Below are 14,708 nucleotides of genomic sequence, written 5' to 3' on the forward strand. Positions count from 1 at the left end.
TGCATCAGGCGGCCCGGTTCAGCGCATCAAAGGCGTGTCAGACCTGCCCCGGCAGCCACAGCACAATCGCCGGGAAGGCCACCAGCAGAGCGATGGTCACCGCATCGGCAATGAAGAACGGGGTCACCCCTTTGAACACATCCTGCACGCTCAGGTCATCGCGCACACCGGCCACCACAAAGCAGTTGAGGCCGATCGGCGGGGTGATCAGGCAGAACTCGGCCATCTTGACCACCAGGATGCCGAACCAGATCGCGCACATCGGGCCGGACATGCCAAAGGTGCTGTCCGCGGCCAAGACCGCCTCGCCGCCATTCAGTGCCATCACCGCCGGGTAGACCACCGGCAGCGTCAGCAGCAGCATACCGATTGCGTCCATGAACATCCCCAGCACTGCATAGGCCAGCAGAATGCAGATCAGGATCAGCATGGGCGGCATCTCCAGCGAGGTGATCCAATCGGCAAAGGCGCCGGGCAGGTCGGCAAAGCCGAGAAAGCGCACATAGATCAGCACCCCCCAGATGATGGTGAAGATCATCACGCTCAGCTTGGCGGTTTCCAGCAGCGCATCCTTCAGTTCCCTCCAGCGCATGCCGTGGCGCAGGGCCATCAGGAACACCACAAACGCCCCGATGGCCCCGCCCTCAGTCGGAGTGCCCCATGCATCGCCGCCGAAGGGGTTATAGACAAAGAAGATGATGGTCACGACCACAAACACAATCGGCAGCGCAGGCGGCAGGGCCGCAAACCGCTGGCGCCAGGTGAAACCGGTGACGCGCGGCCCGAAGTCCTTGATCACCATCGCCATGCCAACAATCAGCAGGCCATAGATCACTGCCGAGAACACCCCGGGAATGAAGCCTGCCAGCAGCAGCTTTCCCACGTCCTGCTCGACGATGATGGCGTAGATCACCAGGATCGCCGAGGGCGGGATCAGCGACGCCAGCGTGCCGCCAGCAGCAACAACACCGGCGGCAAAGCGCTTGTCATAGCCGATTTTGAGCATCTCCGGGATGGCGATACGGGCAAAGACGGCTGAGGTCGCCACGCTGGCGCCGGATACTGCAGCAAACCCCGCGGTGGCAAAGACAGTGGAGACCGCCAGACCGCCCGGCACCCAGGCCATCCAGCGCTTGGCGGCCTCGAACAATGCCTTGGTCAGGCCCGCGTAATACGCAAGGTAGCCGATCAGGATAAAAGTCGGAATAAGGCTCAGCGCCTGGCTGGAAACTTTGGAGTGCGGCACCTGCCCTGCGGTCTTCACGGCGATGGTCAGCGCCTTGCCGAAACGCGCCGGGTCATAGCCGAACTTGGCCCAGAAGATCCAGATCAGGCCGATCATCCCCGCAGCAGCCGCGGCAAAGGCCACCCGCATGCCCAGGATCACCATCACCAGCAGTCCGGCTGAGACGATCAGCCCAATTTCAATCGGTTCCATGTCAGAAATTCCTCAGCTGTCGTGGCCGGAGACGTGATCCGCCTCCATCGCTGCCTGGGTGGCGGCATCGGCAATCATCGGGACGGCAACGGGGTGGTCTGTGCCGCTGCGAAAGGCCCGCCCATAGGCCCAGAGCTGCAGCGACAGGCGCAGGCACAGCACGCTGAACGCCACCGGCGCCAGCAGTTTCGCAGGCCAGAGCGGCAGCGAGATATCCATCGAGCTGTCGGCGCTCCACCACGGCGCGGCAAAGTCGAAACTGCGCTGAAAATGCGCCCAGCTGCCCCAGACCATCAGCAGCATCAGGATAAGCACAGCGGCGGTGGTCAGAAACTCGGCCAGATACAGCGCCCGGCCCTTCAGGGCACCCACCAGCATATCCATGCGGATATGGCCGCCATCGCGCTGGGTGAACGAAATGCCCATGAAGGCAATCAGCGGCATCGCCTGCTCGATCCAGTCCACGTACCCCGGCAGCGGGCTGTTGAACAAATTGCGCCCGCCGACAGAGCCAACGGCCAGCAGCATCAGGGAAAACACCGCCAGGCCGCTGAGCAGGGCAAGGGGTTTTTCCAAGCGGTAGAGGTTCTGGTCAAGCGCGCTGAGACGGCTGCCGTCTGTCAGCACGAGGGATGAGCCGGCCATGGCGGGACTCCATCAGTTTTTCGGGGAAACGGAAAAGCCCCCGCAGCCAGCGGCTGCGGGGTGCGCGGCAGGGTCAGCTGCCCTCGGCGATCAGGCCTGTCACCAGGTCGTAAAGTTCCTGCGCAGGCAGGCCGCGGGCCGTGTTTTCCTCGATCCAGGCCTGGGCCGCCGGTGCCGCGGCGGCCTCCTTGAAGGCAGCGATTTCCGCATCCGGGAAGGTCACCAGTTCAATGCGGGCGGCATCCAGCGCGGGCTCCCAGGTGTCCAGCGAGTTGAACTTGTAGAAATCAACGTAATGGGCCAGCGCCTCATCCACCGAACCCAGAAGCGCTTCGCGGTGTTCATCGGACAGGTTGTCCAGCGCATCGGTGTTCACCACCACCGGGCAGTTCACCGTGCCGGGGTTCAGGTTGGTGGTCCACCAGGTGCCGTTTTCGATGGTGCCAAAGGACATATGCGCGTGCGGTGCAAAGGCGACCGCCTTGACGATGCCGCTGTCCATCGCCTGGCGCACCTCAGTTGCCGACATTGAGGTGGGCACTGCGCCCACCGCTTCCATCGCCTTGCCGATACCGCCGGTTGCGCGCACACTCAGCCCTTCAAAGTCCTTCAGCGTGCCGGGCACATCCCCGGTGCCGACCAGATTGTACTGCGGCAGCGGCGAGGGCATCAGCAGGGTCGCGTTCCAGCGCGCCAGATCCTTTTGCACTGCAGGGTGCTGGTAGACCGCCTGCGAAACGGCGATTTCCTGCTCCAGCGAGGTCACGCCCAGGAACGGCAGCTCCAGCACGGTGATCGTCGGGTTCTTGTCGCGGTGGTAGCCGGCGCAGAACTGCGCCATTTCAAAGGCCCCGATGGAGATACCGTCGAGGTTCTCCTTGTTCTTGCTGAGCCCGCCATAGCTGATGTTCAGGGTGAATTCGCCGCCGGTTTTCTCAGAGACCAGATCGGCCAGTTTCTCGACGTGTTCGGTAAAGGCCCGGCGTTTGCCCCACAGCGAGACGTTCCATTCCGTGGCCAGGGCTTCGGTGCCAAAGGCAGCGGTGAGGGCGGCCAGCGCGGCCCCCTTGAGATATGTGCGCATCAGTGCTCCTCCCAGAAACATGCGGATATGATTGGGGGAGTATCCGGGACGGCAGGCGCCCTGCCTATGAAGGAAACCGCGCGGCATCTGCGGGCGGCCCTGCGGATTTCCGCAGGGTGCACGCGCTACAAAAGGGCGTCCTTGTCGAGGCCCAGCTTGACGATCTTTTCGTTCAGCGTGCGGCGGCCGATCCCCAGCGCCTCGGCGGCGGCATCCATGCGGCCCTCATGGGCTTTCACCGCCTTGCCGATCAGTTCGCGCTCAAACGCGGCCACCGCCTCGCGCAGGGTATCCGGCACATCATCCAGGGGCTGATCCATGCGGATAGCGTCCGCCATGGTGCCGCCGCCGCGGCGCGCGGCCAGCACCCGGCGCTCACAGACGCTGCGCAGCTCCCGCACATTCCCCGGCCAATCATGCGCCAGCAGCGCGGTCAGATCATCCTGAGAGATGTCCGGCACAGCGGTTTCGTAAAGCTGCGCAAAATGCGCCAGGAAATGCGCTGCCAGCAGCATCAGGTCATCACGGCGCTGGCGCAGCGGCGGCAGGGTCAGCACCATGGTATTCAGGCGGAACAACAGATCCTTGCGCAGCCGGTTCTCCTGCACCGCCAATCCAACGTCCTCATTGGTGGCTGAGACCACGCGGAAGCTGACCGGCACCGGCCACTGGCCGCCTGCGGGCAGGATCTGCTTGTCTTCGATCACCCGCAGCAGCTTGGCCTGGACTTCCATGGGGCAAGAACAGACCTCATCCAGAAACAGCGTGCCCCCCGAGGCCGCCAGCAGCCGCCCGCCGGACCCGCCTTCGGTGCCGAACATTTCCGCTTCAAAGGTGGCGGGCGACAGCGCGGCGCAGTTCAGCGCCAGAAACGGCGCATCGGCATTTGGACCCAGATCATGCAGCGCACGCGCGACCAGCTCCTTGCCGGTGCCGGTCTCGCCCTCGATCAGAACCGTGGTTCCGGTCTCCGCAAGGTCCAGAATGCCCTGGCGCAGCTGAACCACCGGCGCCGACTGTCCCAGCAGCAGCCGGTCCAGCCCCGACAGCGCAAACAGCCGCGCCTTCAGCCGCGCGTTGCTTTGCTGCATCCGGTGCTGTTCGGCGGCGTGGCGCAGGATCGCCAGCAGGCGGCGCGGCTCATAGGGCTTTTCGACGAAACTGTAGGCCCCGTCCTGCATAGCCTTCACCGCCATCGGAATGTCACCATGGGCGGAAATCAGCACCAGCGGCGGCGCGGCAGGTTGCAGCGCGGCCAGCAGGTCCAGCCCGGACATGCCGGGCATCCGCACATCGGACAGGATGACATCCGGCTGCAGCTCCGCCAGCCGCTCCAGCCCCGCCGCCGCCCGGGCCGCCGCGGTGACCTGCCAGCCCGCGGCCTCCAGCAGTTCCGCCACCGACTGGCGCATCGCCTTGTCGTCATCAATGACCAGAATGCTGAAGGGCCTCGCGCTGCTCATGGCTGATCTTCCTCTGCTGGCCGGACCGGAAACACGACCCGGAACACCGCACCGCCCGCCTCCCTGTTGCGAGCCGTCATCGCGCCGCCGTGATCCTGCACGATACCGGCAGAGATCGCCAAGCCCAAGCCCATGCCCCGCCCGCTTTCGCGGGTGGTGACAAAGGGCTCCTGCAAGTCAGCCAGCGTCGCGGCCCCCAGGCCATGGCCGTTGTCCTTGATATCAAACCAGGCCTCGCCCTCCGCAGCGCCGGTGCGCGCCACGATCAGCGGCGCCGCGCTGTCCTCGCTGGCGTCAACGGCATTGCGCAGCAGGTTGGTCATCACCTGCTCAATCCGCAGCCGGCTGCCCTGCACGCTGACCGGTCCGGGGCACAGATCCAGCCGCAGTTCGGCCCCCGCCTCCTCCAGATTGGGGGCCACAAGCGCGGCAGAGGCGCGCATCGCGGCGTTCAGGTCAACCGCGGCCTGAACCTCTGCGTCCGGGGTTGCAAAGAACTTGAGCTGCCGGGTGATCCCCTCCATCCGGTCCACCAGTGCGCCGATCCTGGAAGGCAGCGCAGCAGAATTGTCCGGGGCGATTTCCGCGGCAACCAGATGGTTCCGCATGGCCGCAATCGGCTGGCCCAGCTCATGCGTCACCGAGGCGGCCAGCCTGCCTAGGGCGGCCAGACGGCTGGTGCGCTCCAGCTCATCCTGGGTGCGCTTCAGCCGCCGTTCCGCCACGCGGCGGTCCTCGATCTCGCCCGCAAGCAATTCATTGGCCCGGCGCAGCTGCGCCTCCTCCCGCTCAGCCCGCGCCAGCGCGGCGCCGATCCGGCGCGCCCGCTGCACCTGGAACAGGATCAGCGCCAGTCCGGCAGCAAATCCAACCAGCGAGGTGACCAGCCAGCTGCGCGCCACCGCCCGGTCGCCGCTGGCAAAGTAATGCAGGGTCCATCCGTGCGGCGGAATATCTGCTGTCAGGTGGATCTGCTCCCGCCCGGATATTACCGCACGCGGCCCCTCGCCCGCCTGCCAGTCCAGCGGTTCCAGCGCCTGGCCCGGAAACTGCCGGGCCGCCTGGATCCGCTGCCGCTGCCCTGCGGTCAACGGCGCCATCACCCGGTACCGCCAAGCGGGGTCAGAGGCCAGCAGCACAACCCCGTCTTCATTGGCCATCAAGACCTGCTCCCCCGATCCGCTCCAGCTCTGCTCCAGCGGCTGAAAGCCGATCTTGATCGCGATGACGCCCGCCAGCGTTCCCTCCGGGCCGCGCACCGCATCCGCGATGAAATACCCCGGCAGGCCAGTGGTGGTGCCGATGGCATAAAACCGCCCCTGCCCGCCTTGCAGGGCCTGCTGGAAATAAGGCCGGAACGCATAGCTCTGCCCGACGAAACTGCCCGGCTGCCGGAAATTGGAGGCCGCGATGGCAACCCCGGACGTATCCATCAGGTAAATTGCATCCAGCCCCGCCTTGGCGGCAAAGTCCTCCAGCCGCAGGTTCAGCGCGCCTGTGTCTGCACCGGCGGCCGTTCCGATGACCGCGGCATCCCGCGCCAGCACATGCGTCAGATGGGAAAACCGCTCCAGTTCCGCAACGACAGAACTTTGATAAAGCGACAGCGGCCCTTCGGCCTTGGACACCTCCTCCGAGCGGAAATAGGCGCTGGACACCCGGAATACTCCGGCCGCGACAGCAATCGTCACCACAAGGGATATCAGGAACGGGATCAGGCGCATTCCCGTCGATAGGCCGCAAAAACACGCCATGGCAAGACATTAGTGGCCCACAGGCACCCGCCGCTCTCAAGGCTGGACAACTTCCGCGCGCCTGCCGCACACTCCGGAAACAATCCCTGCGCCGGACGGAACCTTTCCGGGCGGCGGCACGTTACATCCTGGGACAGCGCTCTGCACGCCGCCGCTGCGGCTCCCGAGGATGTGACCGCCCCGCGGCTGCAATTTCAGCCGCTTTGGCGCAGTCTTGAACAAAATAATGCCAGGGCCGGGCCGCCCGGCCGCAAAGGAGCGAAGGAAACCATGTCCCAGATATCCAGCACCGTCCTGGCGCTGCTCGAAATCCTGTCCTATGCCTTCATCTTCGCCATCGGCGCCGGCATCCTGTGGGTGATCGTGATCTACATCCGCGACAAGACCCAGACCGCCAGCTCCCTGCGCCGCAACTACCCGGTGATCGCCCGCTTCCGCTACCTGTTCGAGCATCTGGGCGAGTTCTTCCGCCAGTATTTCTTTGCGCTGGACCGCGAGGAGATGCCGTTCAACCGGGCTGAGCGCTCCTGGGTCTACCGCGCCGCCAAGAACGTGGACTCCACCGTCGCCTTCGGCTCCACCCGCGATCTCAGACCTGCCGGAACCGTCTATTTCGCCAACGCCCCCTTCCCGAACCTGGAACACGGCACAACCCCGCCTGCCGAAGTCACCATCGGCCCCTACGCCCGCACGCCCTACACCACCTCGTCGATCTTCAACATCTCCGGCATGAGCTTCGGTGCCATTTCGGTGCCTGCCGTCCGCGCCCTGTCACGCGGCGCCAAAAAGGCCGGCATCTGGCTCAACACCGGCGAAGGCGGGCTGTCGCCCTACCATCTGGAGGGCGGCTGCGACATCGTCTTCCAGATCGGCACCGGCAAGTTCGGCGTGCGCAAGCCCGAGGGCGGCTTTGACGAAGACAAGCTGCGCGCCGTCGCCGCCCATGAAACCGTCCGCATGTTCGAACTGAAGCTCAGCCAGGGCGCCAAGCCCGGCAAGGGCGGCATCCTGCCCGGCGCCAAGGTGACTGAGGAAATCGCGGCCATCCGCGGGCTGACACCGGGCGAGGACGCCATCAGCCCCAACCGCCACCCCGAAGCCTCCAATGTGGGCGAGCTTCTGGACATGATCGCCTATGTGCGCGAGGTGACGGGCAAGCCGGTTGGCTTCAAGGCCGTGCTCGGCGCCCATGGTTTCCTTGATGGTCTCTGCCAGGAAATCCTGTCCCGCGGCGCGGCCAGCGCGCCGGATTTCATCACCATCGACAGCGCCGACGGCGGCACCGGCGCCGCCCCGATGAGCCTGATCGACAACATGGGCATGCCCCTGCGCGAAAGCCTGCCCAAGGCGGTGGATGTGCTGACCCGTTATGGCTTGCGCCAGCGCATCAAGGTCTGCGCCAGCGGCAAGCTCGTCAACCCGTCAGAGGTCGCCTGGGCCTTCTGCGCCGGCGCCGATTTCGTCAACTCGGCGCGCGGCTTCATGTTTGCGCTCGGCTGCATCCAGGCGCTGCAGTGCAACAAGAATACCTGCCCCACCGGCATCACCACCCATAACCCCAAGCTGCAGTTCGGCCTCGACCCCGCCGACAAGGCGGAACGGGTCGCCTCTTACGCCAAGAACATGCTCAAGGAGGTGACCGTCCTCGCCCACAGCTGCGGCGCCGCCGAACCGCGGCTTTTGCGCCGCTGCCACGCGCGGATTGTGCAGGACAGCGGGCGGTCCGTGTCCATGGCTGAGCTTTACCCGGAACAGGCCCAGCAGCACGCCGCGCAATAACCCGCCCGCCTGAAAAACCAAAGGAGACTCCATGCCAGATTCTGACCGCCCCGCCAAAGCTTCCGACCTTCTTGTGGCCGCGCTGGAGGCTGAAGGCGTCGAATACGTCTTTGGCGTCCCGGGGGAGGAAAACCTTGATCTGCTGGAGTCCCTGCGCACCTCCAAGATCAAACTGGTGCTGACCCGGCATGAACAGGGCGCCGGTTTCATGGCAGCAACCTATGGCCGCCTCACCGGCAAGCCGGGCGTCTGCATGGCCACCCTTGGCCCCGGCGCCACCAACCTGGCCACGCCTGCGGCCTATGCCCATCTGGGGGCGATGCCGCTGATCATGATCACGGGGCAGAAACCGATCAAGAAGTCGAAACAGGGCCGGTTCCAGATCATCGACGTGGTGGGCCTGTTTGATCCGGTCTGCAAGATGTCGCACCAGATCGTGCACGGCAACACCATCCCCGCCCTGATCCGCGAAGCCTTCCGGGTCGCGGAAGAGGAACGCCCCGGCGCGGTGCTGCTGGAACTGCCCGAGGACATCGCGGCAGAGGAGACCGATGCCTCTGTCATTCCCCCCCACCAGCGCCACTATGCTGTGCCGGACGAGGCCGTTCTGGCCGAAGCGGCTGACATGATCCGCGCCGCAAAGATGCCGCTGGTGCTGGTCGGCGCCGGCGCCAACCGCCGCAAGGCGCGCGCGGCACTCTGTGACTTCATCGAGAAGGTGCAGATCCCCTTCTTCAACACCCAGATGGGCAAGGGGGTGGTCGACGAAAGCTCGGACCTCTTCCTCGGCACCGCTGCGCTGTCGGACGGCGACTACCTCCACTGCGCCATCGAACGCGCCGATCTGATCATCAACGTGGGCCACGACGTGGTCGAAAAACCGCCCTTCTTCATGACCGAGGGCGGCACCAGGGTGATCCATGTGAACTACAAGGCGGCGCAGGTCGATCAGGTCTATTTCCCGCAAGCCGAGGTGGTGGGCGACCTGGAAGGATCGATCACCCGGCTGGGAGATATTCTCGGCGGACCGCTGGACTTTGACCGCAGCTTTTTCCAGCGCATGAAGGCGGAAACCGACAGCCACATCGCCGAGGGCGCCGATGATCCGCGCTTCCCGGTGATCCCGCAGCGGCTGGTTTCGGACACCCGCAAAGTAATGGGCGAAAACGATATCATCGCGCTCGACAATGGCATCTACAAGATCTGGTATGCCCGCAACTACAAGGCCTATCACCCCAACACCGTTCTGCTGGACAACGCGCTGGCAACCATGGGCGCGGGCCTGCCCTCGGCTATGATGGCCGCACTTCTGAACCCTGACCGCCGGGTGATGGCGATCTGCGGCGACGGCGGCTTCATGATGAACAGCCAGGAGCTGGAAACCGCGGTGCGGCTGGGCCTCAACCTCGTGGTCACAGTGCTGAACGACAGTTCCTATGGCATGATCCGCTGGAAACAGGCGCATGTCGGCTTTGCCGACTGGGGGCTGGAATTCAACAACCCCGATTTCGTGCAATACGCCGCCAGCTACGGCGCCACCGGCCACCGGATCGAACGGACCGAAGATCTGGTCACAACGTTCGAGGCCGCCTTTGCCGCAGGCGGCGTGCATCTGATCGACGTGCCGGTCGATTACAGCGAAAACCAGCGGGTGCTGATTGATGAGCTGTCTGCAAAGACCTGCCTCATATAAGTGGCCTGATCTAACGGCCTGCCCTTTCCCCCGGCTGCCGCGGCCGCTATGACCGCGGCAGCTTACGCAAGGAAAGGCAAAACCCATGACCATCACCCGCATCGGCACCACCGCCCGCTCCAGCAAGATCGTCAAGCACAACGGCGTCGTCTACCTCAGCGGCCAGGTGTCCGAGGCCGAAACCGCCGCCGAGCAGACCCGCGAGATCCTCGCCAAGGTCGACGCCCTGCTGGCCGAGGCCGGCAGCGACAAGACCCGCCTGCTGCAGACCGTGATCTGGCTCTCCGACATGTCCTATTTCGCAGAGCTGAACGAGGTCTGGAACGCCTGGGTCCCCGAAGGCCACGCCCCCGCCCGCGCCTGCGGCGAGGCCAAACTGGCCCGCGAGATCCTGAAGGTCGAGATCATCGTCACCGCCGCCTGCGACTGATCCGCAATCAAAATAAACAGCGCCGGGCCTCTCCAGCCCGGCGCTTTCCTTTTACGGAAACCTTGCGTGCCTCAGGCGTGCAGGTCCTGCTTTATCCGGGTTCCGTCCGGTGCCATCGTCTCAACTGAGATCGGTGACGCCGAAGGATCGTCGTGCAGCGATTTCAGCAAGCCCCAGATCATCGCGATCAGCACAAAGGAAATCGGGAAAGCCGCCGCAATGGACGCCGTCTGCAGGGCGCCAAGCCCCCCGGCCAGCAAGAGCGCCGCCGCCACCACGCCTTCGCCCAGCCCCCAGATGATGCGGAACTTCTTGGGCGGGTTGTCGTCGCCCATCGACAGCATGGTGGTGATCACCAGTGTGCCGGAGTCGGACGAGGTGATGAACCACGAGAACAACAGGAACGTCGCCAGCAGCGACATCGGCCAGCTGACCCAGCTCATGTCACCCATCCAGCTGGTGGCGCCGATGTTGTCGATGGTCCCGAACAGCGCATTCGGCAGGTTCCAGTCGCGCACGGTCTGGATGATGCCCGCCCCATCAGCCGAGGCCACACCGGACCCCATGTGCAGCTCCTGCCAGATCGCGTTGCCGCCGAACATACACAGCCAGAAGAACGCGATGGTGGTGGGAACAAACATCACGCCGACCATGAATTCGCGAATGGTCCGGCCGCGCGAAATGCGGGCAATGAACACGCCGACAAACGGTGACCAGGAAATCCACCAGCCCCAGTAAAAGATCGTCCAGCCGCCCTGCCAGGCCACATCCGGGCCTTCGGTCGCAGTCCAGAACCCCATCGGAACGAAGCTGGCAACATAGCTCCCGACCGTGGTCACGAACAGGCCCATCAGCCACTGGAACGGGCCGAAGAGGACAAAGGCCGCCAGCAGAACGATCGACAGCCAGATGTTCCATTCCGACAGGATGCGGATACCCTTGCCAACACCGGACACCGCGGAAATCGTTGCGATCACAGAAACAACCGCGATCAGAACCAGCTTGGTCCCGATGCCGGGATCAATACCGAACAGATGGTTCAGGCCCGCAGCCATCTGGCTGACGCCCAGCCCCAGCGAGGTGGCGACGCCAAACACCGTGCCGAACACCGCCAGAAGGTCCACCGCGTGCCCCCAGGGGCCATAGATCCGCTCGCCGATCAGCGGATACAGCGCCGACCGCAGCGTCAGCGGCAGCTTCTTGCGGAACCCGAAATACGCCAGGCTCAGACCAACCAGCACGTAGAACGCCCAGCCGTGGAACCCCCAGTGAAAGAAGGTCACGCGCATCGCGTCCACCGCCCGCTGCATGTCCATCGCCGAATGGCCTGCCAGTTCGGCATGGGGATTGTTGGGATAGCCCCAGACTTCGGAGTTGTCGAAGTAGAAAATCGGTTCGGCCACGCCAAAGAACAGGATGCCGATGCCGATGCCTGCGGAAAACAGCATCGAGAACCAGCTGAAGTTGCTGAACTCGGGACGCGAGTCGTCGTCCCCTAGGCGGATCTTGCCGAAACGCGAGAACATCAGCCAGAAGCAGACAAAAAGCCCGATGGAAAACAGGGTGATGTAATAGAAGCTGAGCCCGTTTTCGATCCAGCTGCGGATCGACTTGTAAAGGCCTCCGGCAAACTCAACGTTCATGACCGTAAAGATCACAAAGGCGGCGATCATGCCCTTGGCGGCAATGCTCATCCCCGGGTGAAGGCCGGTAAAGAATCCGGATTTCGCCACCAGGTGGCTGTTGGAACTGTCTTCAGACATTTGGTCCTCCCAATTGTTTCTGATGCCTCAGCGCCGGGGCCCTCCAGCCGCGGAAAGCTGAGCGGAGCACGCGGCGGGATGAAGCCCTCCCGATGGCCCGGCGCTCCGGCTTGGCCCTCCCCGCTGCCGTGGTGACGGGCAGCACACCTTCAAAAAAGCGGACCGGATCGGGGAGGAGACCCGGCCCGCAAAGAGAAACCCGGCGGCGCGCGAGCCGCCGGGTTTCCAAGTTATCCGCGCTGGCCCACGTGGCGCCCGGCGCCTTCGGGCAGCGGCAGGCCTGCGTGCGCCGCGGCAAAGGACGCCAGCTTGTCCGCCACCTCCGGCGACGGCAGCGAAGTGCCGCGCGCGGTCAGATCCATGTGCAACAGCAGCGTTTCCACCGTCGCCGCCAGCTTGCCCTCGGGGCCATGCAAGCGGTGGAACAGATGCATCTTCTTGCCTTCGCCTTGCAGCACCTGGGTGGTCACGGTCAGCGCATCACCCTCGTGCAGCTCATCCAGGAAGCGCACGTGGTTCTCGACCGTGAAATAGCTGCCGCCCGCGGCGATGTACGCGGCGTCGCATCCGATCATCTCCATGAACCGGTCGGTCGCCTGGGCCGAGGCCTCGGTGTAATGCGCCTCGTTCATGTGGCCGTTGTAGTCGGTCCAGCTCTGCGGCACCGGGCGGCTGACGGTGACCGGCAGCTCCACCGCGTCCGGCACGGGCAGCATTGCCTCATGGGTGTTGATGACACCGCCGGCACCGCTGCCGGATTTCTTCAGCGCCCGCATCATGCCGACCAGGTTGTCATCGCGCAGCCGCTCCAGTTCGCGGATCGGCATATGGCCCGATTGCGCGTCCGACTGGCCCGCGATCAGGTCGACCAGTTCCTCGGTGAACTCGGGCACATCCATCAGCTTGGTCCAGGGCCATTCCAGCGCCGGGCCGAACTGCGCCATGAAATGCTTCATGCCCGCTTCGCCGCCGGCAATCCGGTAGGTCTCAAACAGGCCCATCTGCGCCCACCTGAGGCCAAAACCCATGCGGATCGACTCGTCCAGCTCCTCGGTGGTGCAGATGCCGTCCTTGATCAGCCACAGCCCCTCGCGCCAGACCGCTTCCAGCAGACGGTCGGCGATATGCGCGTCGATCTCCTTGCGCACGGTCAGCGGGTACATCCCCACCTCGCGCAGCAAATCTGCGGCTTGCGCACAGGTCTCAGCATCGCCCACCAGCTCGACCAGCGGCAGCAGGTAAACCGGGTTGAACGGATGCGCCACCACGGCGCGAGCGCCTTCGGCATTCAGTTCCGAGGGCTTGAAGCCGCTGGTAGAAGAGCCGATCACCGCGGCCGCCGGCGCATGCGCCTGGATCTGCGCGTGGATCTTGTGTTTCAGCTCCAGACGCTCCGGCACGCTTTCCTGGATCCAGGCAGCATCTGCCACCGCCTCGGCCATGTCCGCGTGGAAGGTCAGTTCACCCTCGGCCGGCAGCGCCTTGTCATAAAGCGACGGCAAGGAGCGGCGGGCGTTGGCCAGCACTTCGCCGATCTTGCGCTCCGCTTCCGGGTCCGGGTCGAACACCCGCACATTCCAGCCGTTCAAAAGGAACCGCGCGGCCCAGCCGCCGCCGATAACCCCGCCGCCGATGATTGCTGCTGTTTTCATGATCTATCCTCTGATCGCCCTCCCGGTGCGCCCGCCGGTGCACAGGGGGTGTACAGGGGGTGCACGCATGGCACCCCCGCATTTCGGCTTACTTCGCCACCGGCGCGCGCTTGGTCAGGCCCAGCTTCTCGCGGACCGCCTCCGGGCCGATGATCCGGGCGCCCATGCCCTCGATCACGCCGACCGCGCGCTCCACCAGCTGCGCGTTGGTGGCCAGCACGCCCTTGTCCAGGAACAGGTTGTCCTCAAGGCCGACCCGCACGTTGCCGCCCGCCAGCACCGACTGCGCCGCATAGGGCATCTGATCGCGGCCAAGGGAGAACGCCGACCAGGTCCAATCCGACGGCACATTGTTGACCATCGCCATGAAGGTGTTGAGGTCGTTCGGCGCGCCCCACGGCACGCCCATGCACAGCTGCACCAAGGCGTTCGGCTCCAGAATTCCCTCTTTCACCAACTGCTTGGCAAACCACAGGTGGCCGGTGTCAAAGGCTTCGATCTCCGGCTTCACACCCAGATCGGTCATCATCTGACCCATGGCCCGCAGCATGCCGGGCGTGTTGGTCATCACGTAATCGGCTTCGGCAAAGTTCATTGTGCCGCAGTCGAGGGTGCAGATTTCCGGCAGGCATTCAGCGATATGGGCCATCCGCTCAGTGGCGCCGATCATGTCGGTGGCCGCCTCATTGACCGGCAGCGGAGCTTCGGTCGAGCCGAACACGATGTCGCCGCCCATGCCGGCGGTCAGGTTCAGCACCACGTCCACCTCGGAATCGCGGATGCGGTCGGTAAGTTCCCGGTAATACTCAAGTTTCCGGGACGGTGCACCGGTCTCCGGGTCGCGCACATGGCAATGCACAACAGCTGCGCCTGCCTTGGCGGCAGCAATCGCGGACTCGGCAATCTGCTTGGGCGAGCGCGGCACATGGGGGGATTTGTCCTGGGTGCCGCCAGAGCCGGTCACGGCGGCAGTGATGAAGACGTCTCGGTTCATGGTCAGGGGCATG

Annotated in this window: 11 protein-coding genes; 3 read left to right on the forward strand and 8 right to left on the reverse strand. The window is 64.7% G+C overall.

Features of this window, described 5'->3' with window-relative positions:
* Window positions 1–37: 37 nt before the first annotated feature.
* The 5 genes from N6L27_RS17960 to N6L27_RS17980 form a co-directional block, all read right to left on the reverse strand.
* Entirely contained in the window at window positions 38–1,438 is a 1,401-nt protein-coding gene (locus N6L27_RS17960; protein ID WP_271908731.1) for a TRAP transporter large permease, read from the reverse strand.
* 12 nt (window positions 1,439–1,450) lie between these two features.
* Window positions 1,451–2,083: a TRAP transporter small permease gene (locus N6L27_RS17965; RefSeq protein WP_260018885.1), complete on the reverse strand. Its 633-nt coding sequence runs from the start codon at window positions 2,081–2,083 to the stop codon at window positions 1,451–1,453.
* A 73-nt stretch (window positions 2,084–2,156) separates the two neighbouring features.
* A complete protein-coding gene (locus tag N6L27_RS17970) occupies window positions 2,157–3,167 on the reverse strand; it encodes a C4-dicarboxylate TRAP transporter substrate-binding protein (RefSeq protein WP_271908732.1) in 1,011 nt (336 codons plus the stop codon).
* 125 nt (window positions 3,168–3,292) lie between these two features.
* On the reverse strand, window positions 3,293–4,630 hold the full coding sequence (locus N6L27_RS17975; RefSeq protein WP_271908733.1) for a sigma-54-dependent transcriptional regulator: 1,338 nt from the start codon (window positions 4,628–4,630) through the stop codon (window positions 3,293–3,295).
* Window positions 4,627–6,354, reverse strand: a complete 1,728-nt coding sequence (locus tag N6L27_RS17980; RefSeq protein ID WP_271908734.1) for a sensor histidine kinase — start codon at window positions 6,352–6,354, stop codon at window positions 4,627–4,629. The genes N6L27_RS17975 and N6L27_RS17980 overlap by 4 nt, the downstream gene beginning before the upstream one ends.
* A gap of 300 nt (window positions 6,355–6,654) precedes the next feature.
* Here N6L27_RS17980 and N6L27_RS17985 point away from each other — a divergent pair, with 300 nt between their 5' ends.
* The 3 genes from N6L27_RS17985 to N6L27_RS17995 all read left to right on the forward strand — a co-directional run bounded on the left by N6L27_RS17985 (window position 6,655) and on the right by N6L27_RS17995 (window position 10,286).
* Window positions 6,655–8,163 carry an FMN-binding glutamate synthase family protein gene (locus N6L27_RS17985; RefSeq protein ID WP_271908735.1) on the forward strand — a complete coding sequence of 503 codons (1,509 nt, stop codon included), beginning with the start codon at window positions 6,655–6,657 and terminating at the stop codon, window positions 8,161–8,163.
* A gap of 31 nt (window positions 8,164–8,194) precedes the next feature.
* The gene (locus N6L27_RS17990; protein ID WP_271908736.1) at window positions 8,195–9,856 is read left to right on the forward strand and encodes an acetolactate synthase large subunit; all 1,662 of its coding nucleotides are present in this window, start codon (window positions 8,195–8,197) and stop codon (window positions 9,854–9,856) included.
* 85 nt (window positions 9,857–9,941) lie between these two features.
* Complete coding sequence (locus N6L27_RS17995) at window positions 9,942–10,286, forward strand: RidA family protein (protein ID WP_019297425.1); 345 nt, start codon at window positions 9,942–9,944, stop codon at window positions 10,284–10,286.
* 71 nt (window positions 10,287–10,357) lie between these two features.
* Here the strand turns inward: N6L27_RS17995 and N6L27_RS18000 are convergent, their stop codons facing one another.
* From N6L27_RS18000 to N6L27_RS18010, 3 genes are all read right to left on the reverse strand, one after another.
* Complete coding sequence (locus tag N6L27_RS18000) at window positions 10,358–12,049, reverse strand: BCCT family transporter (protein WP_271908737.1); 1,692 nt, start codon at window positions 12,047–12,049, stop codon at window positions 10,358–10,360.
* A 230-nt stretch (window positions 12,050–12,279) separates the two neighbouring features.
* A complete protein-coding gene (locus N6L27_RS18005; protein WP_271908738.1) occupies window positions 12,280–13,701 on the reverse strand; it encodes a carnitine 3-dehydrogenase in 1,422 nt (473 codons plus the stop codon).
* Between the two features lie 88 nt (window positions 13,702–13,789).
* Window positions 13,790–14,707, reverse strand: coding sequence for a 3-keto-5-aminohexanoate cleavage protein (locus N6L27_RS18010; RefSeq protein WP_019294380.1), 918 nt, complete (start codon window positions 14,705–14,707; stop codon window positions 13,790–13,792).
* Window position 14,708: the final 1 nt, after the last annotated feature.

The organism is Leisingera sp. SS27 (assembly GCF_028368855.1).
Classification (GTDB): domain Bacteria; phylum Pseudomonadota; class Alphaproteobacteria; order Rhodobacterales; family Rhodobacteraceae; genus Leisingera.